Below are 26,169 nucleotides of genomic sequence, written 5' to 3' on the forward strand. Positions count from 1 at the left end.
CCAGCAATGAAAATAAGCGATGGAAACTGGCTGATTCAACCCGGTCTGAATGTGATTAACCCGATTCAGGTGTTCGAGGTTGAACAGCAGGGCAATGAGATGATTGTCTACGTTGCGCCGCGCGACGTGCGTGAACGTACCTGGCAACTGGATACCCCATTGTTTACCCTGCGTTTTTTCTCTCCGCAGGAAGGGGTGGTGGGCGTACGTATGGAACACTTCCAGGGTGCGCTGGATACCGGCCCGCATTACCCACTGAACGTGCTGAAAGACGTTAACGTTGAGATGCAGAACACCGTTGAGTTTGCCGAGCTGAAGAGCGGCAACTTAAGCGTGCGCGTCACCAAAGGGGAGTTCTGGTCGCTGGATTTCCTGCGTAATGGCGAGCGTATTACCGGCAGTCAGCTGAAAAATAACGGCTACGTGCAGGATGCCCACAGCGGGCGTAACTATATGTTTGAGCGCCTGGATCTCGGTGTCGGGGAAACGGTATATGGCCTGGGCGAACGCTTTACCGCGCTGGTGCGCAACGGCCAGACGGTAGAAACCTGGAACCGCGATGGTGGCACTAGTACCGAGCAGTCTTACAAGAACATCCCGTTTTATCTCACCAACCGCGGTTACGGCGTACTGGTGAACCATCCGCAGTGTGTGTCGTTTGAAATCGGCTCTGAGAAAGTGTCGAAAGTGCAGTTCAGCGTGGAAAGCGAGTATCTGGAATACTTCGTTATTGACGGCCCAACGCCGAAGGACGTGTTGAACCGTTATACCCAATTCACTGGCCGTCCCGCGCTGCCGCCAGCCTGGTCGTTCGGCCTGTGGCTGACCACGTCGTTCACCACCAATTATGACGAAGCGACGGTCAACAGCTTTATCGACGGCATGGCCGAGCGCAACTTGCCGCTGCACGTTTTTCACTTTGACTGCTTCTGGATGAAAGCCTTCCAGTGGTGCGATTTTGAGTGGGATTCTGTGACCTTCCCGGATCCGGAAGGTATGATCCGCCGCCTGAAAGAGAAAGGGCTGAAGGTGTGCGTGTGGATCAACCCGTACATCGGGCAAAAATCACCGATTTTCAACGAACTGAAAGAGAAGGGGTATCTGCTCAAGCGGCCGGATGGTTCCCTGTGGCAATGGGATAAATGGCAGCCGGGCCTGGCGATTTATGACTTCACCAATCCTCAAGCCTGTGAGTGGTATGCCAACAAGCTGAAAGGTCTGGTGGATATCGGTGTGGATTGCTTCAAAACCGACTTTGGCGAACGCATTCCCACGGATGTGCAGTGGTTTGACGGTTCTGATCCACAGAAAATGCACAACCATTATGCGTACATCTACAATGAACTGGTGTGGAACGTGCTGAAAGACACCGTCGGTGAAGAAGAGGCTGTCCTGTTTGCTCGTTCAGCTTCGGTGGGCGCACAGCAGTTTCCGGTACACTGGGGCGGTGACTGCTACGCCAACTATGAATCGATGGCGGAAAGCCTGCGCGGTGGTTTATCCATTGGTCTCTCTGGTTTTGGTTTCTGGAGCCACGATATCGGCGGCTTTGAGAATACCGCCCCTGCGCATGTGTATAAGCGCTGGTGTGCATTTGGGCTGCTCTCCAGCCATAGTCGCCTGCACGGTAGTAAATCCTACCGTGTGCCGTGGGCGTACGATGATGAATCCTGCGATGTGGTGCGCTATTTCACTGAACAGAAATGCCGCATGATGCCGTATCTTTATCGCGAAGCGGCGCGCTCCAACGAGCAAGGCACGCCGATGATGCGTGCGATGATGCTGGAGTTCCCCGACGATCCGGCGTGCGATTACCTCGACCGGCAGTACATGCTGGGCGATAGCGTAATGGTTGCGCCGGTGTTTAGCGAGGCGGGCGATGTGCAGTTTTACCTGCCGGAAGGACGCTGGACGCATCTGTGGCATAACGATGAGGTGTCTGGCAGCCGCTGGCATAAGCAACAGCATAACTTCCTGAGTCTGCCAGTCTACGTGCGCGAGAACACTCTGCTGGCGCTGGGCAGCAATAACCAGAAGCCGGATTACGCCTGGCACGAAGGAACCGCGTTCCAGCTGTTCCATCTGCAGGAGGGCCGGGAAGCGGTGTGTGAAGTGCCTACGATGGACGGCTCGGTTATCTTCACGCTGAAGGCAAAGCGTGTAGGTAATACCGTCACCGTGCAAGGGAATGGTGAGGCACGTAACTGGACGCTGTGCCTGCGTAATATTCAGAAAGTTGGCGGCATTAAATGCGGGTCGCATATGGGCAGCGAGCACGGTGTAGTCATTATTCCACAGGGCAGTGAGCTGACGATTACCTTGTAAGCATGTGTCGACGTGGTGCCGGATGCGTTTTATCCGGCACCACGCTGCGGGCAGCGTTCCAGATCTGAAAATCAAAAATATCCTGACTTAACATTTCATCACCCTATATTTGCGAGCGCGGTCACTCTAATTACCACGAAAAATGTGATCTGTGCCGTAAATATCTCACTATTTCCTCTTTTTGTCTTATTTCTGTCCGGAATACAGGACACGATTTAGTATTGTTGCCACATCGTAGTCCTCTTATATTTACCATCACGGATTACACGTGGAGCGTAAGCGCTTCTTTAGCTATTTAATCTGGTGTGTGATAAGGGTAAATAATGCAAATGATTACCTCGCGACAAAACAGATTATTAAAGTTTCTTCTGTCCCGGAAGGAATATGTCACGCTTCTGAAAATTGCCGAGTATTTATCTGTTTCAGAGAAAACAGTGCAGCGCGATCTGCGGTTACTGGAACAATGGCTATCTGAATGGAAAATATCTGTTGATAAACGCGCTGGGGCGGGCGTGTTATTAAGTGCCGATAATATTACTGACCTTTTATATCTGGATCAGTTATTAGGTACGGAAGGTGATGAAGCTGACGGCATGATGAATAATTCACGGCGGGTTAAAATAGCTTCGCAATTACTAAGCGAAACGCCGCATGAAACGTCGATCAGCAAATTATCTGAACGTTATTTTATTAGTAGCGCATCGATTGTTAACGATCTGAAAGTGATTGAATCCTGGATTACCCCGCTGGGCCTGTCGCTGATTCGCAGCCAGAGCGGTACACACATAGAAGGCAGTGAGAGCGGTGTGCGCCAGGCAATGGCGTCTCTGATTAACGGTGTGATTAACCATAATGAACCTGGCAGCGTAATTTATTCACGTCTTGATCAGGGCAGCTATAAAGCGTTAGTACATTACTTCGGCGAAGAAGACGTTTTATTTGTCCAGACGCTGTTACAGGAAATGGAGAACGATCTGTGCTGGTCGTTGGGCGAGCCTTACTACGTCAATATCTTTACTCATATTCTGATCATGATGTATCGCATCACGCGGGGCAATGCGCTGCCGAGAAAAGAAGAGAGCATCACTACCTGTGATGAAAACATCTTTTCCATTGCCAGTCGTATGATTCAGCATATTGAAAAACGCATTGCCCACCCGCTGCCGGAAGACGAAGTCTGGTTTATTTATCAATACATTATCTCTTCCGGCGTGGTAATTGAAGAGCATAACGACGTGAGCGTGATTGGCCACATGCTCTCCAGCGACGAAGCGCGCTTGATTACCCAGCGGCTGATTGCCACCTTCGCTGAAATGGTCGACAGCGATCTTAGCCAGGATACTGCGCTGTATGACGGATTGCTGATCCATATTAAGCCGCTGATTAACCGCCTGAACTACCAGATCCGCATTCGCAATCCGTTGCTGGAGGATATTAAAGGCGAGTTGCAGGACGTGTGGCGTCTGACCCAGTGCGCGGTGAATCGGGTGTTTAGCGGCTGGGGCGAGCGAGCCGTGTCGGAAGATGAGGTGGGATATCTAACCGTACATTTTCAGGCCGCAATGGAGCGGCAGATCGCGCGTAAGCGCGTGCTGCTGGTCTGCTCAACCGGTATCGGCACTTCCCACTTACTTAAAAGCCGCATTCTACGCGCATTTCCGGACTGGACCATCGTTGGCGTGGTGTCGGTTAGTAGCTTGCCTTCTATACTGACGGACGATATTGAACTGGTGGTATCGACAATTAATTTACCCGTTGTTGCCATGCCGGTTGTGTATGTCACCGCCTTTTTCAATGATGTGGATATTAAGCGGGTAACAGAAACGGTTATTACGGAAAAATTACATCGGGCGACATCGCTGGTCGTTGAAAATTAATGTCTGAACTCCATGAGGTATGATTGATGGACATCACGAAAATACTCAATACAAATCGCGTTATTTTGGACATGAGGGCCACAAACAAAACGGAGGTTATTGAGGAACTGACGGATATTCTGCAAAAAGATGGGGCAATTAGCTGTCGGGAAACGTTTATTCAGGATGTCTGGCAGCGTGAATCAGAAGGCTCGACCGGTTTCGAAAACCATATTGCTATTCCGCATGGGAAATCCTCGGCAGTGGTCAATACCACGCTGGCAATTGGGCGTACCCGCCAGGACATTCCCTGGGAAACCCTGGACGGCAGCAATGTGCGCTGCATTATTCTGTTTGCGGTACGCCTTGAGGATCAAAACACCACCCATATTCGTTTGCTCTCGCAGGTTGCCGGAGCGTTGGCGGATGACGATATTATTGAACAGCTGTTAGTCGAAAGTAGTCCACAGAAAATTATTGAGCTTTTTAGCCAATATGCTGAATCCAATGTCTGCTAAATAAAAAGTGGAGCACGTTATGAATATTGTTTGTGTTGCCGCCTGTACGGCGGGTATTGCGCACACCTATATTGCCCGTGAAAAGTTAATTAAAGGTGCTAAAGCGCTTGGTCATAATATAAAAGTTGAAACCCAAGGAACCATTGGCACGGAAAACGAATTACTCACAGAAGATATTTCTGCAGCTGATGTCGTGATTCTCGCTGTCGATGTAAAAATAAAAGGGGAGGAGCGATTTTCAAATAAACCTATTGTGCGAGTAAAAACCGAAATAGTTATAAAGTCGCCGATTCAGTTTCTTGAAAAGGTCGAAAAATCATTAGTTAATAACAACCAGTAGCGATCCTCATTCTGGAGGGATTTCACATGAGTGAAAATAAAATTCCGCTATCTCAGGAAATAAAGAGACATTTATTAACGGGGATTTCGTGGATGATCCCGTTAATTGTCGCCGCCGGGATCTGTATTGCTCTCGGACAAATACTTGGCGGCACTAACGTGGGTGAAAAAACAGGAACCATACCCTGGATGCTCAACCAGATTGGCGGCTGGGGGATGGGGTTAATCGTACCGCTGATTAGTGCGGCGATTGCGTACTCCATTGCCGACCGTCCTGGATTCGCGCCAGGTCTGATTGTCGGCTTTGTCTGCGGTGAAATTCATACCGGTTTTATCGGCGGGATGCTGGGCGGGTTCCTGGTCGGTTATACCGTCCTTCTACTTAAGCGCTATATCCGTTTGCCACAGTCGATGCAGGGGCTGATGCCCATCATGGTGTTGCCGGTACTGAGTACCGTGATTGGCGGCCTGTTGATGATGACGCTGATTGGCAAGCCGATAGCCTGGCTGCAAGACGCGTTGATTCATCTGCTGGAGTCTATGCAGGGCGGGTCACGGTTCCTGATGGGCGCCATCCTCGGCGCAATGGCGACATTCGACTTCGGCGGGCCGGTGAATAAAACCATGTCGCTGTTTGCTGACGGCATGCTGGTCAGCGGCGTTTATGGTCCGGAAGCGGTGAAGTTTGTCGGTTCAATGATCCCTCCATTCGGCATTACGCTCTCCTTCCTACTGACGCGTCACAAGTACACCCGCGCGGAGCGCGAGGCGCTGAAAGCGGCATTCCCGATGGGGATCTGCATGATTACCGAAGGGGTTATTCCGATTGCGGCGCGCGACCTGCTGCGCGTGGTGGGCTCCTGTGTGGTGGCCTCGGCGGTAGCGGGCGGCCTGATTATGGTGTGGGGTGTTGAAAGCCCGGTACCGCACGGCGGTATGTTTGTGGTCCCGCTCTTTACGCATCCGCTGTTGTTTTGTCTGGCGCTGGGGATCGGCACGGTGATTTGCGGTGTCATGTTGTCGCTGTGGAAGAAACCGGTGACCGAGCGTGACGAAGAGTTTGATGAACTCAGCGATCAAAAATTGAAAGACGAAGAGATCACCTTCACCCTGGAATAACCGGAGGCCGTATGTTTGCCGATATGAAAAGCATGGTGACGAAAGCCTGGCGCGAGCAGTACGCGCTGCTGGCCATCAACTGCATGAACCTGGAAAGCGCCCGCGCAGCGGTTCGGGTGGCCGAGAAACACCGTGCGCCCATCATTCTGAATCTGTATCAGGGGCATCTGGAGCATTTTCCGGCCCCGATAGCGGCGGCGGTCGTCAAAACGCTGGCAGAGGAAGCCTCGGTACCGGTCGCGCTGGCACTGGATCATGGAAAGGATCCTGTACGCATTCGCCAGGCTTTTCGCGCCGGATTCAGCGGGTTAATGATCGATGCCTCCGCCTTTGCGCTGGAGGAGAATATTCGCCAGACCCGTGCAGTGGTTGAGCTCGCAGCCAGCGTTTCTCTGTGTGTGGAAGGCGAGCTGGGCCATCTGGCCGATGCTCCGCGCTATGACCATGCGACTAACATGGATTTGATGACTCAGGCTGCTGATGTGGCACCGTTTATCCAACAAACCGGGATCGACTTACTGGCAGTATCGGTCGGTACGGCGCACGGCATGTACGCGCCGGGCGTTACGCCAGCCATTCATTTCCAGCGGCTGGAGGAAATTGCCCGGTTATCAACGGTACCTCTGGCGCTGCATGGCGGCAGCGGGACGCCGTTTGATCAGTTGCAGCGCTGTCCGATGTTTGGCGTCGCCAAGATAAACGTTGGCGCAGCGGTCTTTGAAGCCGGAAAGGCCGCGCTGCTGCATACCCTGTGTCATGACACATCCGGTGAGCTCGTTGATACCCTGGCCCTGATGGAGCAGGCCTGCGAGGAAGCCATTATTCCGTATCTACAGGCCAGCGGCGCTATCAATAAAGCCTGATTTGTTTTCTGTAACGCCTTCTATGCCTCTGCGATGACGCACTGGCAGGGCTTTCTACACCCTGAAACTGGAGAATTAACATGTTAGTTTCGATGAAAGAATTACTGCAACCTACCCGTCAGCACGGTTTTGCCATCGGCGCATTCAACGTGGCGGACAGCTGCTTTGTACGTGCTGTCGTGGAAGAAGCGGAAGCGACCAACACCCCGGCGATTATCTCCATTCACCCCAGCGAACATGATTTTGTCGGCGATGCGTTTTTTAGCTACGTCCGTGATATCACGATGCGTAGCCGGGTGCCGTTTACTCTGCATCTGGACCACGGCGCTTCAGTGGAGCATGTCCTGCGGGCGATTCAGTGTGGGTTTACCTCGGTGATGATTGATGGATCGCTGCTGCCGTATGAAGAGAACGTGGCGCTGACCCGCGAAGTGGTCAAACTGGCGCATGCGGTAGGTGTCTCGGTTGAGGGGGAACTGGGCACGATTGGCCAGACCGGAACGTCAGTGGAAGGCGGCGTATCGAAGATCACCTATACCGATCCAGTTCAGGCACAGGATTTTATCGCCCGTACCGGCGCAGACACGCTGGCGGTGGCGATTGGTACGGCACACGGGATCTACCCGAAAGGGATGCAGCCAGAGCTGCAAATGAACATCCTGCGTGATATCGCCGGGCGTGTAGACATTCCGCTGGTGTTGCACGGTGGTTCAGCGAATCCGGATGCGGAAATTGCCGAATCCGTTACGCTGGGCGTGGGCAAAATTAACATTTCCAGTGATATGAAGTATGCCTACTTCCAGAAAGTCCGTGAAATCCTGGCGAAAGAAACCTGGTGGGATCCGAACGTGATCTATCCGGACGCGATCGATGCCGCGCGGGAAGTGATCCGTCACAAAATGAAACTGTTCGGCTCAACTGGCAAAGCATCACTGTACTAACGGCGTGCTGGCGGGGTGACCCGCCTCTTTCGTGAGTGAGGAAAAATATATGCACTATCTGGGGCTGGATATCGGGGGAACAAAAATTGCGGCAGTGGTAATGGATGCGTCCGGACAGGAGGTTAAGCGCTATCGTTGCCCAACGCAGAAAGAGAGCTATTCGCAGTTTGTGGCAGCCGTTGTGGCCTTTATTGACGAGATCCGCAGCGATATTCAGCGTCCCATGATGACGGGAATTGCGTTACCTGGCAGTATCTCACCGCTTAGCGGGATGATTAAAAATGCCAATATTCAAGTGATCAATGGACGGGCATTGCAGTCGGATCTTCAGCACAGGTTAGGGCAGCCGGTGGTTATGGCGAATGATGGCAACTGCTTTGCGTTGTCGGAAGCCTGTGATGGTGCGGGCCAGAAGTATGGCGTCGTGTTTGGTATTACGCTGGGCACCGGGTGTGGCGGTGGCATTGCTATTAATCGACAGCCTTTTGTCGGCGCGTGGGGGAATGCGGCTGAGTGTGGTCACATCACGTTGCCGGGATACTGTGAGCACGATGATGGCCCGTCAGTCGCTTGTTATTGTGGTAAGCAAAACTGCGTAGAGTCGTTTGTTTCTGGAACCGGGATAAGCGAGCGCTACCGCATGCTCACAAGGCAATCGCTCTCCGCAAGCGCCATTGTTGCTCTGGCACAGCAGAATGAACCGCATGCCGTACAGCTGGTGGGGCTGTTTCGCCAGCAGCTTGCCAGAACATTGGCGACGATTGTTAATATTCTCGACCCTGGCGTGATAGTGATCGGCGGTGGGCTATCTAATGTCGATCTGTTGGTTGCCAATCTGGACGCTGAGGTTGCCCCTTTCGTTTTTACCGATTTTTTCTCAACCCCCATAGTTAAAGCGCACTACGGTGATAGCAGCGGAATGCGGGGAGCTGCGTGGCTTGCCGCCCAAACAGGGAGAACAGTAAATAATGAAGCGTTCACATATTAATTATGCCGTTGATAAGGCGCATGCCATCGCTGAGACCTTTCGGGTTTGTCTGCCTGACTTTGCGTATTTTACGGCTGACGTCTGGCGGCAACAGGAGCTGGCTCTATGGCGCGAAGTGCTCGATCTGAAACTGGGCTGGGACATTACCGACTTTGGCCGTGGAGATTTTGCGCAAACGGGGCTGACGTTACTGACGTTGCGTAATGGTCAGCCAAGGTCAGCGGGTTATCCTAAACCGTACGCCGAAAAGATGCTGCAAATTCAGCAGGATCAGCAAACGCCATGGCATTTTCATCGCCATAAAATGGAGGATATCGTGAATCGCGGCGGCGGTGACTTATGTATGCAGCTGGCATGGGCCACGCCTGATGACGGGTATGACGCACGGCATATTGTTGAAGTTAGCGTCGATGGTCAGCGGCATAGTGTGAAACCCGGTGAGACACTGGTGTTGAAACCGGGGCAGGGGGTGTGTCTGCCGCCGCGGCTGTATCATCGCTTTTGGGCGGAGAAAGCGTTCGTGCTGGGCTGGGAAATCTCAATGGTCAATGACGACCTGCACGACAACCACTTTCTTGAACCGGGCGGTCGCTTCCCTGTGATAGAAGAGGACGAGCCGGCGAAATGGCTGCTGTGCAGTGAATATGCGCGTTTATGAGTGGGGGGAGGCCCGGCAAGCGAAGTGTATGACCGGGCAATAAATCATTGCGCAGGTGGTGGTGTTGTGACTTCACTCCCTGAAACCACACCACCCTGCATCTGCTGCGTTACTTCCTGTTTCTCCACGTTCACTGCATGCAGTTGGCCGTTGACCGTTGGCTTGAGTGGCGCATCGGCCTGAATATTGCCGCTGGCGGTAAGCTGAATATTACCGTCGCCGGAAAGGGGCAGTGCGGGCCATCCCCATTGTTGCAGAATCGTCATTGGCACGCCGCGCCCGTTCAGGCTGATCTGAGCCTGGCGCTGAGGCAACTGCGAAATGCTGGCGGTGGCCTCCAGCAGCCCTTTTTCGGTATAGGCACTCAGTTCGCTGATATTGATGGTGCTATTGTTCGCCGTCAGCGCCAGCGAAGGACGACGCACGTCAGTGCGGTTGAACGTGGCGGCCGCGGCGTTGAGGGTGGCGCTGCCGCTCCAGATCCCCCACTGATTGTTTTGTACCAGCCCGAGGTTGGCACCATAGCCGTCCAGCGCGGTGAGCTGCCATGGGAAGTCCGGATCGATATCAATCACCAGATTACGGCTGGCGCTGAATTTCTTCAGCGTCAGGCTATTTAGCCAGGCGGGTAGGGGTTTCATCCACAGCTGTTTCCAGTTTTCCGGCAGCGTGTATTCCAGACCGGCGATGGCGGCATCATTGAGGATCAGCGCTTTGTTGTTGCGCAGCCAGTTACCCGACGTTCTGACCATACCGCCTTCCCAGCGGGTAGTGAACTGGCGCAGCGCAATACCTTGCGGCGAGAACTCAGCGTTCAGAATCGGATCGAAGAAGTGCAACGAGCCGTAGATAAACTCACTGGCGTTCATTGACAATTTTCCTTCCTGAGTTTGCCAGTCGTCCTTGCTGAAGGTCATGTTGCGCAAGCTCAGGTCGAGATCCGTAACCGCCCAGTCAGGGCCTTGCAGACGGGCATCCGTCACTTCCAGACGACCAATTTGCAGGGAAGGAATGGTGCTTAACGGGGCAAAAAAATCGGCCAACGATTTGTCGCTTTGCAACCGAATATCGTTCAGACGCAGATTCTCCACTACCCAGCTACCGTCGGCATTGCGCTGCGCTACACCGGTTAATGCCCCACGCGCCACGTCCGCGCCAATATTGCTTAGCGTCACCCGGTCATGGTCGATGCTGCCTTCAATCAATACGTTGGTCGTCGGGACGTCGTTCAGCGTCAATGAACTGGCGCTAAGCTGAATTTGCGCTTTGCTGCCGAGAATTTTACCCGCCTCAGGGCTCCAGGGCATGACGCCGCCGTTAACGCGCTGTGCGCTCAGGGTCCATTCGCTGCCGGGGCTGTTAAGCGCCATATCCTGTAACTGCAGGCGATCGGCCTGGAACGGCATCGGTGCGGTTTGTTGGGACAAATTCAGCGTGCCGTTTTGCAACAAAATGGTGTCGACATGCAGCGGGTCGGTGATTTGGCGGCTGCTCAGTCCGATATCGACCGTTTTGGCGACCAGCGTGGCGGGCTGACCATCCCGGCCAAAGGTGACGTTTTCCAGCAGAATATGGGAAGGGGAAGAAAACCGGTGATCGATGGCATCAAATGCCAGATGGTAGCTGCTGTTCTGTGAAACCCAGGCGCTGACGCGCTCTGCGCCCCAGCGTGTTTGCAGTAGAAAATAAAGGCCGAGGATCGCCACTGCAAGGGCGATCAGCACGTAAAGAAGCAGCTTTCCAATAAATTTCATGGTCTTCCATCCTGCGAAGTGCACATAATCAAGTTATGCACGATTTAGATGGAATGCTCAAGGCGGGAATGGTGAAAGAGCGTTACAGCGGCGTCGATTCAGAATCAACGCCGCATTTTGCTTATTGCTTCTCTGGAGGGAATATCAGGTTCAGAACGATAGCGGTAATACCGCCTGCAGCAATGCCGGAAGAGAGCAAGTTTTTCACCCAGTCCGGGGCGAACTGCAGGATCAACGGCTGCTGGGAAACGCCCAGACCGACGGCCAGCGACAGCGCGATAATCAGAATCGCACGACGGTTTAGCGGTTCGCGGGACACAATACGCACGCCGGATGCGGCGATAGTACCGAACATTACCAGCGTTGCCCCGCCCAGTACTGGCTCAGGAATATGCTGTACAAAACCGCTGACCGCCGGGAACAGACCCAGCGCGATCAGCATCAGCGCCACCACAAAACCAACATAGCGGCTGGCAACGCCCGTTAACTGAATAACCCCGTTGTTCTGACCAAAACAGGAGTTTGGGAAGGTATTGAACACGGCGGAAACAAATGAATTCAGACCGTTCGCTAGTACGCCGCCTTTCAAGCGTTTCATGTATAGCGGACCAGAAACCGGCTGCTCGGAGACATCGGAGGTAGCCGTAATATCACCGATGGTTTCCAGCGAGGTAATCATAAAGACCAACATCAGCGGCAGCAGTAAGCTCCAGTCAATGCCCAGGCCGTAATACAGCGGTGTTGGCACCATCAGCAGGTCCTGACTTACCGGCGCGGTATTTTGCGGCAGCATGTCCATAAACCAGGCCAGCAGATACCCTGCCGCCATCGCAATCACCAATGACGCAACACGCAGGTACGGGTTGCGCTGGCGGTTAAGCAGGATGATTAGCGCCAGCACCACGCCAGCCAGCAGTAAATTCTTCGGTGCGCCAAAGGTGTTGTCGCTCATTGCGGCATAGCCGCCGCCAATCGACGTCAAACCTACCTGAATCAGCGACAGGCCGATAATCATCACCACCACGCCTGAGACCAGCGGAGTAATAATACGACGTGCCAGATGCAGTACGCGTGAGATAACCATCTCAGTGCAACTTGCCAGCATCAGCGTACCGAACAGCGCCGCCATCATGGTTGGAACATCTGCGCCACCGGTTTTTAGCGCCGTACCACCCATAATCAGTGGAGCAACAAAGTTAAAGCTGGTGCCCTGAATGGATAACAGTCCCGAGCCGACCGGCCCCCAGGCTTTGATCTGAATGATAGAGGCTACGCCGGAAGCGAACAGCGACATACTGATAATGTGTTGAGTATCCTGAGCCGGTAAACCGAGCGCCTGGCAAATTAACAGTGCAGGGGTGATCACCGCGACGAACATGGCCAGCAGGTGCTGACAGGCGGCAAACAGGGTCTGGGCTAGCGGGGGGCGATCTTCAAGACGGTAAATCAGTTCACTGTTGTGAGTCTGCGCAACCGGTTGCGCATTTGTTGACTCTACGGCGTTAACGGACATCAGAGGCAATCCCATGGTGGAAAAGCGGTGATTTTATCTGACCAGGGCTGAAAAGCAAACGTTTGCTAGTGGGTATTCTTAATATTTAAAACGGATAAACAAACATTTTTATATAACTTTTCATCATTTTCTGCTTAAAATCCACCCCGAAAACTCAATAAGAGCTAAAAATCGGTCTGAAATGCATCGTGCGTGATTGTGCTAAACGCACTAATGGAGCTGTAAATGTTTTATCTCGATACGTTATCAACACTGGTTGCGGCAACCCTTGTGTTGTTGCTCGGACGTAAGCTCGTCCAGTCTGTCTCATTTCTGAAAAAATACACTATTCCTGAACCTGTCGCTGGTGGGTTGCTGGTGGCGATTGCGCTGCTGGTGTTGAAAAAAAGCATGGGCTGGGAAGTGAACTTCGACATGACCCTGCGCGATCCGTTGATGCTGGCGTTCTTCGCTACCATCGGCTTGAACGCCAATATCGCCAGCCTGCGCGCAGGTGGCCGCGTGGTGGGTATCTTTCTGATTGTGGTTGTTGGCCTGCTGCTGATGCAAAACGCTATCGGTATTGGTATGGCGACCCTGCTGGGTTTGGATCCGCTGATGGGTCTGATCGCCGGTTCGATAACCCTCTCAGGCGGACACGGAACCGGAGCCGCGTGGAGCAAACTGTTTATTGAGCGCTATGGTTTCGCCAATGCGACTGAAGTGGCGATGGCTTGCGCAACGTTTGGCCTGGTGCTAGGTGGACTGATTGGCGGTCCGGTGGCGCGCTATCTGGTCAAACACTCCACTACGCCAGATGGTATACCGGATGATCAGGCTGTGCCGACCGCGTTTGAAAAGCCGGATGTCGGGCGCATGATCACTTCGCTGGTGTTGATTGAAACCATCGCGCTGATCGCTATCTGTTTGACGGTGGGAAAAATCGTTGCGCAAATGCTGGTCGGAACGGTGCTGGAACTGCCGACCTTTGTCTGCGTGCTGTTTGTTGGGGTGATCCTCAGTAACGGTCTGGCATTACTGGGCTTTTATCGGGTGTTCGAGCGTGCGGTTTCGGTGCTGGGTAACGTAAGTTTGTCGTTGTTCCTGGCGATGGCGCTGATGAGTCTGAAGCTGTGGGAACTGGCTTCTCTGGCCCTGCCGATGCTTGCAATTCTGGTTGTTCAGGCCATTTTCATGGCGCTGTACGCAATATTCGTCACCTGGCGCATGATGGGTAAGAACTACGATGCCGCTGTGCTGGCAGCCGGGCACTGCGGTTTTGGCCTCGGCGCGACACCAACGGCGATTGCCAACATGCAGGCAATTACCGAACGTTTTGGGCCATCCCATATGGCGTTTCTGGTGGTGCCGATGGTGGGCGCGTTCTTCATCGATATCGTCAATGCGCTGGTGATTAAGCTGTATCTGTTGTTGCCGATTTTTGCGCAATAATGGTTGTGCGGCGGAGTAACATCCGCCGACACTCCGAATTGACTATGCGTTGGAGTAGCGTTCGGTTTCCGGCATCCAGCGCTCTATTAGCGCTACGGCCTGTTGCGGATATCGTTCGTGAATATGGCGAGCAATGCGCTGAACTTCCGGGATAATAGCCTGATCGCGCAGTAAATCCGCGACTTTAAATTCTGCCGTTCCAGTCTGGCGAGTACCCAAGAGCTCACCGGGACCGCGAATCTCCAAATCTTTTTGCGCAATAACGAACCCGTCGTTGCTGTCGCGCAGAACCTGCAGGCGTTTTTGCGCGGTTTTTGACAGCGGTGATTTGTAGAGCAGGACGCAGTGGGAGGCCACCGCGCCACGACCTACACGGCCACGTAGCTGATGCAACTGGGCCAGGCCCAGGCGCTCCGGGTTTTCAATTATCATCAGGCTGGCGTTGGGCACGTCCACACCCACTTCAATCACCGTGGTAGCAACCAGCAGATGCAGTTCACCCTGTTTAAATCCCGCCATTACCGACTGTTTCTCGGCTGGCTTCATTCGGCCGTGTACCAGGCCAATATGGAGTTCTGGCAGCGCAATTTTAAGCTCTTCCCACGTCGCTTCTGCTGCCTGAGCTTCTAACAGATCAGACTCTTCAATCAGCGTACAGACCCAGTATGCCTGGCGCCCCTCGTGGGTACAGGCGTTGCGTACGCGATCAATGATGTCGCTGCGGCGGGTGTCCGGAATCGCCACCGTAGTGACGGGCGTACGTCCTGGTGGGAGCTCATCAATGACCGATGTGTCGAGATCGGCATAAGCGGTCATCGCCAGCGTGCGCGGGATTGGCGTGGCAGTCATGATTAGCTGGTGCGGATGGAAACCCTGCTGCTGGCCTTTCTCCCATAACGCCAGACGCTGATGCACGCCAAAACGATGCTGTTCATCGATGATAACCAGCGCCAGTCCGTTGAACTGCACCTGTTCCTGGAAAATTGCGTGCGTGCCGACAATCATCTGCACCTGACCGCTGGCGATAGCTTCCTGCTGCGCCTGGCGCGCTTTACCTTTCTGTTTACCTGCCAGCCAGCCCACTTCAACGCCCAGCGGCGCAAACCAGTTACGGAAGTTATTCGCATGCTGTTCAGCAAGCAGTTCGGTGGGTGCCATCAGCGCAACCTGCTTACCATGTGCGATAGCGCGCAGGGCGGCTAACGCCGCGACCAGGGTCTTACCGGAGCCGACATCGCCCTGTACCAGGCGCATCATCGGGACATCCAGTGCCATATCACGTTCGATCTCAGCGGTAACGCGGGCCTGTGCGCCAGTCGGTTTAAACGGTAGCGCCGCCAGCAGCTTATCTTTCAGCGCGTTGTTTACGCTCAGCGGCTGGGCATGAAAACGCTGCGCCCCGGCGCGTAATGCCAGCATACTGAGGTTATGCGCCAGCAGCTCTTCCAGAATGAGACGTCGCTGCGCCGGATGCTGACCGGTTTCCAGATCGCTCAACTGCAGTGACGGCGGTGGACGGTGCAAAGTGCGCAGGGCTTCTGGCAGGCTCATCATGCCTTGCAGTAATTCCGGTGGTAGCAGTTCGGCAATGGCACAAGTATCAAGCAAATCCAGCGCCTGATCGGTCAGTTTACGCAGCGTAGCCTGTTTAACACCTTCGGTAGTTGGATACACCGGCGTGAGCGTTTCCTGCAATTCCGGCGTGCTGAGATCGCCCTGCACGCGGTATTCCGGGTGGATCATCTCAGCGCCGTATTTCCCGCGTTTGGCTTCGCCATAGGCCAGTACCCGGCGCCCGGTGGCGAGACTGTTTTTCATTGCTGCGCTGAAGTTGAAAAAGCGCATGGTGAGAATGCCCGAGCCATCGCTGATCTGACAGGTCATCATCCGGCGACCGCCAAAGGTGATATTGCAGTTCAGCACTTCGCCTTCAACGGTGGCATAGACGCCCGGCAGCAGTTCGCCAATAGGGTACAGATGCGTGCGGTCTTCGTAACGCAGGGGGAGGTGTAGCAGGAGGTCCTGCACGGTGTGCAGGCCAATTTTCGCCAGTTTACTGCTTTGCGCTGCGCCAACGCCGGTCAGAGAGTTGAGTGGGATGGCATCCAGTAAACGGCCTTTCATCGCGTTTATCTCGCAGACTGCATAGTGGCCCACCACGTTGCATCGGCTTCAATTTCGCCCTGCGTGTTTACGTGAGGGTAGGGAAGGCCTTTGCGCTTAGCGACATTCGCCAGCACAGGATAACCGCCTTCAAACAGCAAACGCTGCTGCTCATCTTGCGGCAGCATACTGTTTTCTCGGCGGTACATGCCGGCGTTTTGCCGCTGACGCTGCGCTTCGTACAGAATCAGCGCGGAGGCGACTGAGACGTTCAGTGACTGCACCATGCCAGTCATGGGAATGATGATATCCTGATCCGCCAGATCCAACGCTTCCTGAGTAATGCCGGTTTTTTCCTGGCCCATCAGGATGCAGGTGGGGCGTGTGTAATCAATCTCGCGAAAATCCACAGCTTTATCTGACAGATGGGTTGCCAGAACCTGCATACCCCGGTTTTTTAAATGTGTGACCGCATCGCTAATGGTGCGGTGCGTTTTAACCTGTACCCAACTATTGCTGCCTGCGGCAGAAGAGGCCATGGTACGCATGCGGCTACCCGGCCAGACGGCGTGGACTTCATGCACGCCGACCGCATCTGCAGTACGAATGATAGCGGAAACGTTATGAGGCTTGTGGACCTCTTCCATGCAGACGGTCAGATCGGGCTGACGACGTGCGAGCATCTCGCGGATACGTGCATAGCGCTGTTCATTCATAAAACGTGTTCTAGTTACGGTTACGGGTGACTTTAATCACGTCCGGCATGACGCGGATTTTGCGCATGATATTCGCCAGGTGCACACGGTCGCGGGCGGTCAGGCGAATAAAGGCGCTATAGACGCGGCCATCTTTCTCTTCCGTATTCAGACTTTGAATATTGGAGGTGGTCGTGTTTATTGCCGCCGTCAAGTTCGCCAGAGCACCCTGGTGGTTAAACATATCCACCTTAATCTCAGTGATGAACTCCTGCTCTGTCTCCTTATCCCATTCCACCGCCATAAACTTCTCAGGCTCTTTCTGGTAGCCACGAATGTTACGGCAGGATTCATGGTGAATCACCAGACCTTTACCCGGACTGACGTGGGCAATGATGGGATCGCCTGGAATCGGACGACAGCATTTCGCGAAAGTGATCAGCACGCCGTCTGCGCCTTTAATCGGCAGATGACCGTGACCAGATTGCGCTGGGACGTTTGCCGTTGCTTCGCCCTGCTGGAGGTTTTTCGCAACCACCACACTCATGGCGTTACCCAAACCAATTTCTGCGAGCAGATCGTCAAGCGTGGCGAGCTTCATGCGCTCAAGCTCACGCTGGATGCTTTCTGGTGGGATCTCAGCCAGTTTACGGCTACCGCCCAGGGCATGGTTGAGCAGTCGACGCCCCAGGCTGACGGAATCATCGCGCTTGAGGTTTTTCAGCAACTGGCGAATTTTTGCTCGTGCTTTCGAACTAACGACGAAGTTGAGCCATGCTGCATTCGGACGTGCGCCCGGCGCGGTAATAATCTCAACGGTCTGACCGCTAAACAGTGGTTGTGAAAGCGGGTAAGGCTGTCTGTCGACACGTGCGCCGACGCAGGCGTGACCGATATCGGTATGTACGGCGTAGGCGAAGTCGACAGGTGTAGCACCGGCAGGCAGTTCAACAATACGCCCTTCCGGTGTGAAAACATAAATCTCATCCGGGAAGAGATCAGATTTGACGCTTTCAATAAATTCAAACGAGCTACCGGCGCTCTGCTGCAGTTCCAGCAGGCTTTGCATCCAGCGCTGAGCGCGGATTTGTGCGGTGGTGCTGCTTTCGCCACCGTGCTCTTTGTAAGCCCAGTGCGCTGCCACACCCATTTCCGCCATCTGATCCATGTCTTCAGTACGAATTTGTACTTCAACCGGAACGCCGTGAGGGCCGATCATTGAGGTATGCAAAGACTGATATCCGTTCGCTTTTGGAATGGCGATATAGTCTTTCACGCGACCAGGACGTGGTTTGTACAGGCTATGCATCTGGCCGAGTACGCGATAGCAGGTATCGGAATCATGAACGATAACGCGAAAAGCGTAGATATCCATGATGGAGTGAAAACGCTGCTCTTTGAGCACCATTTTGCAGTAGATAGAGTACAGGTGCTTCTCGCGCCCGCTCACGCGACACGGAATACCTGCCTCCTGCAAACGCCCTTCGATTTCTGAGAGGATTTTTTGGATCATCTCTTTGCGGTTGCCGCGAGCGGCTTTAACCACTTCTTTAATCACGCGATAGCGGTTCGGGTACAGCGCTTCAAAACCCAGCTCTTCCAGCTCGGTTTTAATGTGATGAATACCTAAACGGTGTGCCAGCGGACTATAAATTTCGAGGGTTTCACGGGCGATGCGGCGACGCTTGTCCGGGCGTAATGAGCCCAGCGTGCGCATATTGTGGGTACGGTCAGCAAGTTTGATGAGAATGACGCGGATATCCTGCACCATCGCCATAATCATCTTGCGAAAGTTTTCAGCTTGCGCCTCTTTCTTATCGCGAAACTTAAGCTTATCAAGCTTTGATACCCCTTCTACCAGCTCTGCAACGCTTTTACCAAAAAGCTGCTCCATGTCCTGGTAGGTGGCTGGGGTATCTTCAATCACGTCATGCAGTAGCGCAGCCATCAGCGTTTCATAGTCGAGTTTCATCTCGGCCAGAATGCAGGCTACCGCTACCGGGTGCGTGATATAGGGTTCACCGCTTGAACGTGTCTGGCCCTCGTGAGCGTCACGTGCAACGAGATACGCCTGCCGAAGACGCTTAATCTGGTCTTCCGGCAGGTAGTTTTGAATCAGTTGATTCAGGCTTTCAAACAGATACAAGGGCGACCCGCTTTGTGATTAACGACGACCTTCAGCAATAGCGGTAACGGCTTGTAATTCAGCGGCTTCCTGCTCTTGCTGTTCCTGGCGCTCACGCACGTCGAGGATCTGGTTGTTGATCAGACCTTCTTCGATTTCGCGCAGCGCGATAACGGTAGTTTTATCGTTTTCTTCCGGTACGAGCGGATCCTTTCCGCCTACCTGCATCTGACGAGCGCGACGCGCGGCGACCAGTACCAGGTCAAAACGGTTACCAATTTTCTCTACAGCGTCCTGAACAGTTACGCGTGCCATACTTAAAATGCTCCACAGGTGAAGAAATGACTGGGCATGATACTGAATGTGGGTTCAGTCTGCCAACAGTTTGCTGATTAAAGCGTCATGACGCTGCTTTTGGCGGCTCATGCGCAGACGTTCGGCGCGAATGATGGTTTTCAAATCGCCCAGGGCGGTATCGAAATCATCATTCACAATAAGATAATCATATTCGGCGTAATGGCTCATTTCTGCAACAGCTTGCGCCATACGTTTTGCGATCACGTCTTCGCTATCTTGACCGCGGCCACGAAGACGTCGGTCCAGCTCAATCTTAGATGGCGGCAAAATAAAAATACTGCGCGCATGCGGCATTTTTTCACGAATTTGCTGCGCACCTTGCCAATCGATATCTAAAAAGACGTCTACGCCGGATGCCAGTACTTGCTCAATGGTCTCACGCGAAGTGCCGTAATAATTACCGAATACCTCAGCGTGTTCCAGGAACGCGTCTCTGCCAATCATGGCTCTGAATTCATCATGGTTCACAAAGAAATAGTGTTCACCGTGCACTTCCCCCGGGCGCGGTGCGCGCGTGGTGTGCGAAACAGAAACCTGGGTGTCATACAACGGTTGGGTCTTTAATAAAGCCTGAATCAGGCTGGATTTACCCGCGCCACTGGGGGCAGAAACAATATAAAGCGTGCCTTGAGCCATGAGTATCTTAATGTATGTGATTGTCGAAAGAGAGCCTACATACGGGCTTATTATACACGTAGCCGCTATGTGACGTAGCCCTTGTCACACTTTTTGCGCATGTTTATTGCGTTTTGCGTATCAGTTTCCTGTTTTATCGATGATTTGCAGCAATACGTGCAAATGTCAGGAACGGTGCTCGCAGGATGCTTTTTTGCCACTCTGTTTCCCTATTATTTCGCGCTATATCTGCCTGGAATTGCAGTGTTCAGCGGAGGTAGCATGGGATTATGGAAATGCATAGGGCTGGTTCTACTGGTCTGGAATTTACCTGTATGGGCGGTTTGCCCCGTCTGGTCGCCTGCCCGGGCAAATGAGGAAATTTCACGACTACAGCAGCAGATAACACAGTGGAATGACAGTTACTGGAAACAGGGTGAAAGTGCCGTAGACGACGGTGTTTATGACCAGCTCAATGCACAACTCATCCAATGGCAGCGCTGTTTTGGCGGTGAAGCCCCACCCGAGCTGTCTGCACCCCCAATAAGTGGCACTGTCTCGCATCCTGTTCCCCATACGGGAGTTCGAAAACTTGCCGATAAGCAAGCGCTTCAGCAATGGATGCAGGCTCGCAGCGATCTCTGGGTGCAACCGAAGGTGGATGGCGTGGCAGTGACGTTAGTCTATCGCAATGGCAATCTGGTACGGGCGATTAGCCGTGGTAATGGCCTGAAAGGCGAAGACTGGACGCAAAAGGTTCTTCAGATTCCTTCCGTACCACATTCCACCAAGGGGAATCTCGCTAACAGTACGTTGCAGGGTGAGATTTTTTTGCAGCAAGAGGGGCATATTCAGAAGCAGAGAGGGGGAATGAACGCCCGCTCGAAGGTTGCTGGATTGATGATGCGCCAGAGCAATCCGGAATTATTAGGCTCGCTGGCTATTTTTATCTGGGCCTGGCCCGATGGTCCTGCGGTCATGTCTGAAAGACTGGAACAACTCACTGCTGCCGGGTTCAGTTTCACGCAACATTTTTCCAGGGCCGTGAAGAGTGCAGATGATGTCGAGCAGGCACGCGCCAGTTGGTGGACTTCAGCATTACCTTTTGTGACGGATGGCGTAGTTGTGCGAACGGGAAAAGAGCCGCAGGCGCGATACTGGCTACCCGGACAGGGAGACTGGCTGGCAGCGTGGAAATATCCTCCCGTGGCCAGGGTGTCTGAGGTAACGGGTATTCAGTTCTCTGTTGGCAAAAGCGGGAAAATTGCGGTGGTGGCATCGCTGGCCCCCGTCATGTTGGATGATAAACGAGTGCAGCGCGTCAATATTGGCTCTGTCCGACGCTGGAATGAATGGGATATTGCGCCTGGCGATCAGATTCTGATAAGCCTTGCCGGGCAGGGGATCCCCCGTATAGACGAAGTCGTCTGGCGGAGTACTCAGCGTACTAAACCAGCTCCACCTGAGGGTCGCTTTAATTCATTAACCTGTTTTTATGCTACCCCGGAGTGTTATGAGCAGTTTGTTGCCAGGCTGGTCTGGCTGGGTACCAAAGAGGTATTGGGGCTGGAAGGTATCGGCGAGGCGGGATGGCGGGAGCTCAATCAGGCATATCGTTTTGAGCATATCTTTTCCTGGCTTGGGCTAACTCAGGAACAACTACAGTCCACATTTGGTGTAAGCAAAGGGAAGAAGTTATGGCATCAGTTCAACTTGTCGCGCGATCTTCCGTTCACGCGCTGGCTGATTGCTATGGGAATACCGATAACACAGGCTACGCTGAATGCCAGTCGGGATGGTTCATGGTCGCAGTTACACGTGCGTAGTGAACAAAGCTGGCGGCAGCTTCCTTTTATGGGGGAGCGGCGGGCTCGGCAGGTGATCCAGTGGCTGGAGGATCGAGAGGTCACAGCGCTGAGCAACTGGTTAGCTGCTCAGCGGATCGCGGGCTTTATGCCTTAATGGCCTTCATGGCGATAGTAAAATACAGGCAGACCTAACTTCAGGCGCAGCGCCAGTAGTCGGGCGGTAAAGCCGAAAAGTAGGGTGGAGATAACCACCACATCGTGGCTGGAGACATAATGCTGCAGCACGATGTACAGCACGGCAGCGGCAAATGATACGCCGGCATACAGTTCTTTCTGGAACACCAGTGGGATGCGTTTACAGAACATATCACGTAATACGCCGCCGAAAACCCCGGTCGTGACCGCAGCGACCACGGCGATAATCGGTCCATGGCCCATATCCAGCGCCACCTGAGCGCCAATGATAGAAAACACTACCAGGCCCAGCGCATCCAGTACGAGGAATATTCTACGCAGGTAGGGCATGACGGGAGCAATAATGGTCGTGAGTACCGCAGCGGTCGCCACGATAATGACGTATTCAGGGTGCTTTACCCAGCCGAGCGGATAATGGCCGAGAAGAATGTCGCGAACTGAACCACCGCCAATGGCCGTTGCGGTGGCAATGATAATGACGCCAAATGTATCCATACGACGACGCCCAGCCGCAAGCGCACCGGTCATGGCTTCGGCAGTAATACCAATTAAGTATAAAACGTGTAACAGCATGTATTCCCCCTGATTTGCTGGGGGCTAAGCTTAACGATTTGTGCGCACTGTCACGATTGAGATTTTCTAAGGTGAAGTGATTCTAATAACTACAGCTAATGCTTGTTTGAAGAAAATGCCATATGTTGTGCGCATAACGATATTAGTTATGGTGATAAGTGATGAGAAAATATAATGCTTAGTGAGAGGTTATAAACATGCCCATCGGAAAAGCACTTAGCGCCGCCGTTTACTGGCGAGCCACGTATGATATTTCAACAAAACTATCCCCCCGACCATTGGACAAGTTGACACTCCAGAAGCCATTAGAGAAGTCATCCTAAGTAAACTCTGATATTCAGCGGCCTCTATTCTGAAAAATGCCCCCCTCAGCTATCGCTTCTATGCGTGTAGACACATATACAGCAAAATCTTCAGCATTTAGTCAGTCGGAGTGATAGACATGAGCGTAAGAGAGGAAATTCAGGATGGCAGAGAGGCTGGACATTTAAGAAGTGGGATAATCTACACCGAAGTTTTGGGGTGGATAGATATGGGACATGCTCGAGGAGATGATGTCAGAAAGTTACTCTCGGATATGCACCAAGGCGAGCATTCAGGAAAGGATTATTACGATGTAAAATACACTCAAAGTATGGGAAGAGGAGGGCTCACAATTGGGAAGTTCATCAGATGGAGAATTAGAAAAGGGCGATGTTTATTTGAACGATATAGTATAGCACTTTCCATGATAATGGCGCTTGCTCATCGTTTTGAAGGTTTACAGTCAAATTTCCCCTTTTATCTTTACACCGACAGCGGTTTCAGTGGTGAGGATTTAGTATCCGATTTGCTGGGGTTCTACCGCGTAGTCTCATATAGTAACCCATTCCCGCTATTGCAGCCCGTCAGCAAAGAGGAAGCCCTCAGGCGTTGGGATTATTATGGTCCAATCGGCTCTTTTAAAAACACCTCATTCCAACCGATATTATTTCCCGATCCGATGAAATCAGCTTTAGCTCTTCCTGTAAAAGGTGTTTTACCCTCATTCATGAGAACAGTGATACCTTACAGCGACTTTAGTTCTGGTAACGTTAAAATAGTTTCAAGAGATGGAACGGTCGTTAACTGGTAAAAAAGGGAAACATATGAAACAGGCAGTCATAATAGTGCTGATGATAATAGCTATATGCAGCTCTTATTTCTGGCCTAATATAAAAATGAGACTTGCAGGTAACGCACAATATACAGAGTTTGATAAAGCCAAATATGATTATTACACTCCTCAAGTTTTAAAAAAAATGCCGAGAATATCCCAAGTGTATGACTTTAATTATACGAACATTTCTGGTCCTAAGGCTGATGTATGGAGTGTTACGTTCCATGATACCAGGGATACGGGGAGGATTAGTAAATATCTCTCAATGGCGGGCTATGAAAAACAGGTAAAATGTGATGTTGAGGCAGAATGCTGGCGTCTCAGGGGATCCGATGAAGTACTGACAGTCGTGAATATGAACAGCAGTAATGCTGTTCGGATTGATATTCTGAAGAGTATTTATAACGACAAATATATGCCAGATAAATAAGTATTCAATTTTATATAAGTCAGCACTTACTGGCGGTACGGATAGCCTGCATTGAGCAGGCTATCTAGTACGTTACGATAGCATAGGGATGATATTCAAAATTACTCGATATTCTGAATTTGCTCGCGCATTTGCTCGATCAATACCTTCAGTTCAATTGCGGAGTTAGTCACTTCGGCATTGATAGACTTCGATGCCAGAGTATTCGACTCACGGTTGAATTCCTGCATCATGAAGTCCAGACGACGGCCAACCGCCTCTTTTTTCTTCAGAATGTTGTAGGTTTCTTTGACGTGAGCTTCCAGGCGATCCAGTTCTTCAGCCACGTCGATACGCTGTGCCATCAGCACCAGTTCTTGCTCAAGGCGGTTATTTTCCAGCTGCACCTGAGCATCTTCCAGTTTGGCTACCAGACGCTCGCGCTGCCATTGCAGGATTTCCGGCATATGCGCACGTACCTTCGTTACTTCGGCGCTGACGCCTTCCAGACGCTGCTCAATCAACGCCTTCAGTGCCTGACCTTCGGTTTCACGCGCAACGATAAAGTCATCCAGCGTACCGTCAAGCGCGGCGAGGATTTCGGCGGCAATGGCGTCCAGATCTTGCTCCTGGGCTGCCATTACACCTGGCCAACGCAGGATATCAACCGGGTTAATTTCACCTTCATCACTCTGCATTTTGACCCAGTTAGCAGCGCTAACGAGCTGTTTAGCGAGTTTTTCATTCAGAATCAGCTCGCCTTGTGCACTGGCATCAGGCTCAAAACGCAGCGTACATTCGACTTTACCGCGCGTCAGACGCGTGCGAATACGCTCGCGAACAACGGGTTCGAGACTACGGAACTGCTCCGGCAGGCGAAAATAAGTTTCCAGATAACGCTGGTTTACCGAGCGCATTTCCCAGGTAGCGCTACCCCATTCACCCTTGATTTCACGCCGGGCGTAAGCGGTCATGCTGCGGATCATAGACGTTCCTGTTTTTAAAGATGAGATGGGAGGATTATAGCCATCCACGTCTTGTCAGGATAGGAATAACAGTCGGAAGTCCGTATAATGCGCAGCCACATTCGTTTCAAGCCGGAGATTTTATCATGCGTCCAGCAGGTCGTAGTGCCAATCAGGTGCGTCCCGTCACCCTGACCCGTAATTATACAAAACACGCTGAAGGCTCCGTGCTGGTCGAATTTGGTGATACCAAAGTGCTATGTACCGCTTCTATTGATGAAGGCGTACCGCGTTTTCTGAAAGGTCAGGGCCAGGGTTGGATCACCGCAGAATATGGCATGCTGCCACGCGCCACACACACCCGTAACGCCCGTGAAGCGGCGAAAGGTAAGCAGGGCGGTCGTACCATGGAAATCCAGCGTCTTATCGCCCGCGCGCTGCGCGCCGCCGTTGATCTGAAAACGCTCGGCGAATTCACTATTACGCTGGATTGCGATGTTATTCAGGCAGATGGCGGTACGCGCACCGCATCCATTACCGGTGCATGTGTTGCGTTAGCTGATGCGCTGAACAAGCTGGTCGCGAGCGGTAAACTGAAAACTAACCCGATGAAAGGGATGGTCGCGGCGGTTTCCGTGGGTATTGTTAACGGTGAAGCGCTCTGTGACCTCGAGTACGTTGAGGATTCAGCAGCAGAAACCGACATGAACGTGGTGATGACTGAAGATGGCCGTATTATTGAAGTACAGGGCACGGCGGAAGGTGAGCCATTCAGCCATGAAGAACTTCTCACCCTACTGGCGTTGGCCCGAGGGGGAATCGAATCCATTGTAGCGACGCAGAAGGCGGCGTTAGAAAATTGATTTTAAAGGCGACTGATG

23 protein-coding genes are annotated in these 26,169 nt (G+C 52.6%); 14 read left to right on the forward strand and 9 right to left on the reverse strand.

Annotated elements, in window-relative coordinates; translation table 11 throughout:
* Positions 1-6: 6 nt before the first annotated feature.
* From yicI to NMD08_RS00490, 9 genes are all read left to right on the forward strand, one after another.
* Positions 7-2,325 (forward strand): alpha-xylosidase, encoded by a 2,319-nt coding sequence (yicI, locus tag NMD08_RS00450; RefSeq protein ID WP_370619315.1) that lies wholly within the window; start codon positions 7-9, stop codon positions 2,323-2,325.
* Between the two features lie 323 nt (positions 2,326-2,648).
* Positions 2,649-4,202, forward strand: coding sequence for a transcription antiterminator (locus tag NMD08_RS00455; RefSeq protein ID WP_210904106.1), 1,554 nt, complete (start codon positions 2,649-2,651; stop codon positions 4,200-4,202).
* Between the two features lie 26 nt (positions 4,203-4,228).
* The gene (locus tag NMD08_RS00460) at positions 4,229-4,699 is read left to right on the forward strand and encodes a PTS sugar transporter subunit IIA (RefSeq protein ID WP_210904107.1); all 471 of its coding nucleotides are present in this window, start codon (positions 4,229-4,231) and stop codon (positions 4,697-4,699) included.
* 19 nt (positions 4,700-4,718) lie between these two features.
* Positions 4,719-5,039 (forward strand): PTS fructose transporter subunit IIB, encoded by a 321-nt coding sequence (locus NMD08_RS00465; RefSeq protein WP_210904109.1) that lies wholly within the window; start codon positions 4,719-4,721, stop codon positions 5,037-5,039.
* Between the two features lie 26 nt (positions 5,040-5,065).
* The gene (locus NMD08_RS00470) at positions 5,066-6,157 is read left to right on the forward strand and encodes a PTS fructose transporter subunit IIC (protein ID WP_181509930.1); all 1,092 of its coding nucleotides are present in this window, start codon (positions 5,066-5,068) and stop codon (positions 6,155-6,157) included.
* Between the two features lie 11 nt (positions 6,158-6,168).
* A complete protein-coding gene (locus NMD08_RS00475) occupies positions 6,169-7,020 on the forward strand; it encodes a class II fructose-bisphosphate aldolase (protein ID WP_210904113.1) in 852 nt (283 codons plus the stop codon).
* A gap of 80 nt (positions 7,021-7,100) precedes the next feature.
* Positions 7,101-7,961, forward strand: coding sequence for a ketose-bisphosphate aldolase (locus NMD08_RS00480; protein WP_210904115.1), 861 nt, complete (start codon positions 7,101-7,103; stop codon positions 7,959-7,961).
* Between the two features lie 49 nt (positions 7,962-8,010).
* Entirely contained in the window at positions 8,011-8,949 is a 939-nt protein-coding gene (locus NMD08_RS00485; RefSeq protein ID WP_210904117.1) for an ROK family protein, read from the forward strand.
* Positions 8,930-9,607, forward strand: coding sequence for a D-lyxose/D-mannose family sugar isomerase (locus tag NMD08_RS00490; RefSeq protein ID WP_370619319.1), 678 nt, complete (start codon positions 8,930-8,932; stop codon positions 9,605-9,607). The genes NMD08_RS00485 and NMD08_RS00490 overlap by 20 nt, the downstream gene beginning before the upstream one ends.
* A gap of 44 nt (positions 9,608-9,651) precedes the next feature.
* Here the strand turns inward: NMD08_RS00490 and NMD08_RS00495 are convergent, their stop codons facing one another.
* Positions 9,652-11,361, reverse strand: coding sequence for an AsmA family protein (locus NMD08_RS00495; protein WP_370619321.1), 1,710 nt, complete (start codon positions 11,359-11,361; stop codon positions 9,652-9,654).
* Between the two features lie 121 nt (positions 11,362-11,482).
* Complete coding sequence (xanP, locus tag NMD08_RS00500) at positions 11,483-12,874, reverse strand: xanthine/proton symporter XanP (RefSeq protein WP_137376861.1); 1,392 nt, start codon at positions 12,872-12,874, stop codon at positions 11,483-11,485.
* A gap of 225 nt (positions 12,875-13,099) precedes the next feature.
* Here xanP and gltS point away from each other — a divergent pair, with 225 nt between their 5' ends.
* Entirely contained in the window at positions 13,100-14,305 is a 1,206-nt protein-coding gene (gene gltS, locus NMD08_RS00505) for a sodium/glutamate symporter (RefSeq protein WP_151217035.1), read from the forward strand.
* Between the two features lie 42 nt (positions 14,306-14,347).
* Here the strand turns inward: gltS and recG are convergent, their stop codons facing one another.
* From recG to gmk, 5 genes are read right to left on the reverse strand one after another with little or no spacing between them, the layout of a single operon-like run.
* A complete protein-coding gene (gene recG / locus NMD08_RS00510) occupies positions 14,348-16,429 on the reverse strand; it encodes an ATP-dependent DNA helicase RecG (protein WP_151217033.1) in 2,082 nt (693 codons plus the stop codon).
* A gap of 5 nt (positions 16,430-16,434) precedes the next feature.
* Positions 16,435-17,124, reverse strand: coding sequence for a tRNA (guanosine(18)-2'-O)-methyltransferase TrmH (trmH, locus tag NMD08_RS00515; RefSeq protein WP_151217031.1), 690 nt, complete (start codon positions 17,122-17,124; stop codon positions 16,435-16,437).
* Between the two features lie 10 nt (positions 17,125-17,134).
* A complete protein-coding gene (spoT, locus tag NMD08_RS00520) occupies positions 17,135-19,249 on the reverse strand; it encodes a bifunctional GTP diphosphokinase/guanosine-3',5'-bis pyrophosphate 3'-pyrophosphohydrolase (protein WP_003024038.1) in 2,115 nt (704 codons plus the stop codon).
* 18 nt (positions 19,250-19,267) lie between these two features.
* Positions 19,268-19,543, reverse strand: coding sequence for a DNA-directed RNA polymerase subunit omega (rpoZ, locus tag NMD08_RS00525; protein ID WP_000135058.1), 276 nt, complete (start codon positions 19,541-19,543; stop codon positions 19,268-19,270).
* Positions 19,544-19,597: 54 nt separating this feature from the next.
* A complete protein-coding gene (gene gmk, locus NMD08_RS00530) occupies positions 19,598-20,221 on the reverse strand; it encodes a guanylate kinase (protein WP_151217029.1) in 624 nt (207 codons plus the stop codon).
* A gap of 261 nt (positions 20,222-20,482) precedes the next feature.
* Here gmk and ligB point away from each other — a divergent pair, with 261 nt between their 5' ends.
* The gene (gene ligB, locus NMD08_RS00535; protein WP_370619323.1) at positions 20,483-22,162 is read left to right on the forward strand and encodes an NAD-dependent DNA ligase LigB; all 1,680 of its coding nucleotides are present in this window, start codon (positions 20,483-20,485) and stop codon (positions 22,160-22,162) included.
* Here the strand turns inward: ligB and NMD08_RS00540 are convergent.
* A complete protein-coding gene (locus NMD08_RS00540; RefSeq protein WP_370619325.1) occupies positions 22,159-22,776 on the reverse strand; it encodes a trimeric intracellular cation channel family protein in 618 nt (205 codons plus the stop codon). The genes ligB and NMD08_RS00540 overlap by 4 nt on opposite strands.
* Before the next feature lie 442 nt (positions 22,777-23,218).
* Between NMD08_RS00540 and NMD08_RS00545 the strand changes: the two genes are divergently transcribed.
* Positions 23,219-23,890: a hypothetical protein gene (locus tag NMD08_RS00545; RefSeq protein ID WP_370619327.1), complete on the forward strand. Its 672-nt coding sequence runs from the start codon at positions 23,219-23,221 to the stop codon at positions 23,888-23,890.
* Between the two features lie 13 nt (positions 23,891-23,903).
* On the forward strand, positions 23,904-24,344 hold the full coding sequence (locus tag NMD08_RS00550) for a hypothetical protein (RefSeq protein WP_048213724.1): 441 nt from the start codon (positions 23,904-23,906) through the stop codon (positions 24,342-24,344).
* A 101-nt stretch (positions 24,345-24,445) separates the two neighbouring features.
* On the opposite strand, the gene NMD08_RS00555 is transcribed toward NMD08_RS00550, so the two are convergent.
* The gene (locus NMD08_RS00555; protein WP_003024052.1) at positions 24,446-25,309 is read right to left on the reverse strand and encodes a YicC/YloC family endoribonuclease; all 864 of its coding nucleotides are present in this window, start codon (positions 25,307-25,309) and stop codon (positions 24,446-24,448) included.
* 125 nt (positions 25,310-25,434) lie between these two features.
* Here NMD08_RS00555 and rph point away from each other — a divergent pair, with 125 nt between their 5' ends.
* On the forward strand, positions 25,435-26,151 hold the full coding sequence (gene rph, locus NMD08_RS00560; protein ID WP_003024054.1) for a ribonuclease PH: 717 nt from the start codon (positions 25,435-25,437) through the stop codon (positions 26,149-26,151).
* Positions 26,152-26,169: the final 18 nt, after the last annotated feature.

It is taken from the genome of Citrobacter meridianamericanus (genome assembly GCF_041320245.1).
In the GTDB taxonomy this organism is placed as follows: domain Bacteria; phylum Pseudomonadota; class Gammaproteobacteria; order Enterobacterales; family Enterobacteriaceae; genus Citrobacter; species Citrobacter meridianamericanus.

Excerpts from the sequence above, each read along its gene's own strand:
- yicI (WP_370619315.1), top strand. The coding sequence starts at position 7 with ATGAAAATAAGCGATGGAAACTGGCTGATTCAACCCGGTCTGAATGTG.
- NMD08_RS00455 (WP_210904106.1), top strand. The coding sequence starts at position 2,649 with ATGCAAATGATTACCTCGCGACAAAACAGATTATTAAAGTTTCTTCTG.
- NMD08_RS00460 (WP_210904107.1), top strand. The coding sequence starts at position 4,229 with ATGGACATCACGAAAATACTCAATACAAATCGCGTTATTTTGGACATG.
- NMD08_RS00465 (WP_210904109.1), top strand. The coding sequence starts at position 4,719 with ATGAATATTGTTTGTGTTGCCGCCTGTACGGCGGGTATTGCGCACACC.
- NMD08_RS00470 (WP_181509930.1), top strand. The coding sequence starts at position 5,066 with ATGAGTGAAAATAAAATTCCGCTATCTCAGGAAATAAAGAGACATTTA.
- NMD08_RS00475 (WP_210904113.1), top strand. The coding sequence starts at position 6,169 with ATGTTTGCCGATATGAAAAGCATGGTGACGAAAGCCTGGCGCGAGCAG.
- NMD08_RS00480 (WP_210904115.1), top strand. The coding sequence starts at position 7,101 with ATGTTAGTTTCGATGAAAGAATTACTGCAACCTACCCGTCAGCACGGT.
- NMD08_RS00485 (WP_210904117.1), top strand. The coding sequence starts at position 8,011 with ATGCACTATCTGGGGCTGGATATCGGGGGAACAAAAATTGCGGCAGTG.
- NMD08_RS00490 (WP_370619319.1), top strand. The coding sequence starts at position 8,930 with ATGAAGCGTTCACATATTAATTATGCCGTTGATAAGGCGCATGCCATC.
- NMD08_RS00495 (WP_370619321.1), bottom strand. The coding sequence starts at position 11,361 with ATGAAATTTATTGGAAAGCTGCTTCTTTACGTGCTGATCGCCCTTGCA.
- xanP (WP_137376861.1), bottom strand. The coding sequence starts at position 12,874 with ATGTCCGTTAACGCCGTAGAGTCAACAAATGCGCAACCGGTTGCGCAG.
- gltS (WP_151217035.1), top strand. The coding sequence starts at position 13,100 with ATGTTTTATCTCGATACGTTATCAACACTGGTTGCGGCAACCCTTGTG.
- recG (WP_151217033.1), bottom strand. The coding sequence starts at position 16,429 with ATGAAAGGCCGTTTACTGGATGCCATCCCACTCAACTCTCTGACCGGC.
- trmH (WP_151217031.1), bottom strand. The coding sequence starts at position 17,124 with ATGAATGAACAGCGCTATGCACGTATCCGCGAGATGCTCGCACGTCGT.
- rpoZ (WP_000135058.1), bottom strand. The coding sequence starts at position 19,543 with ATGGCACGCGTAACTGTTCAGGACGCTGTAGAGAAAATTGGTAACCGT.
- gmk (WP_151217029.1), bottom strand. The coding sequence starts at position 20,221 with ATGGCTCAAGGCACGCTTTATATTGTTTCTGCCCCCAGTGGCGCGGGT.
- ligB (WP_370619323.1), top strand. The coding sequence starts at position 20,483 with ATGGGATTATGGAAATGCATAGGGCTGGTTCTACTGGTCTGGAATTTA.
- NMD08_RS00540 (WP_370619325.1), bottom strand. The coding sequence starts at position 22,776 with ATGCTGTTACACGTTTTATACTTAATTGGTATTACTGCCGAAGCCATG.
- NMD08_RS00545 (WP_370619327.1), top strand. The coding sequence starts at position 23,219 with ATGAGCGTAAGAGAGGAAATTCAGGATGGCAGAGAGGCTGGACATTTA.
- NMD08_RS00550 (WP_048213724.1), top strand. The coding sequence starts at position 23,904 with ATGAAACAGGCAGTCATAATAGTGCTGATGATAATAGCTATATGCAGC.
- NMD08_RS00555 (WP_003024052.1), bottom strand. The coding sequence starts at position 25,309 with ATGATCCGCAGCATGACCGCTTACGCCCGGCGTGAAATCAAGGGTGAA.
- rph (WP_003024054.1), top strand. The coding sequence starts at position 25,435 with ATGCGTCCAGCAGGTCGTAGTGCCAATCAGGTGCGTCCCGTCACCCTG.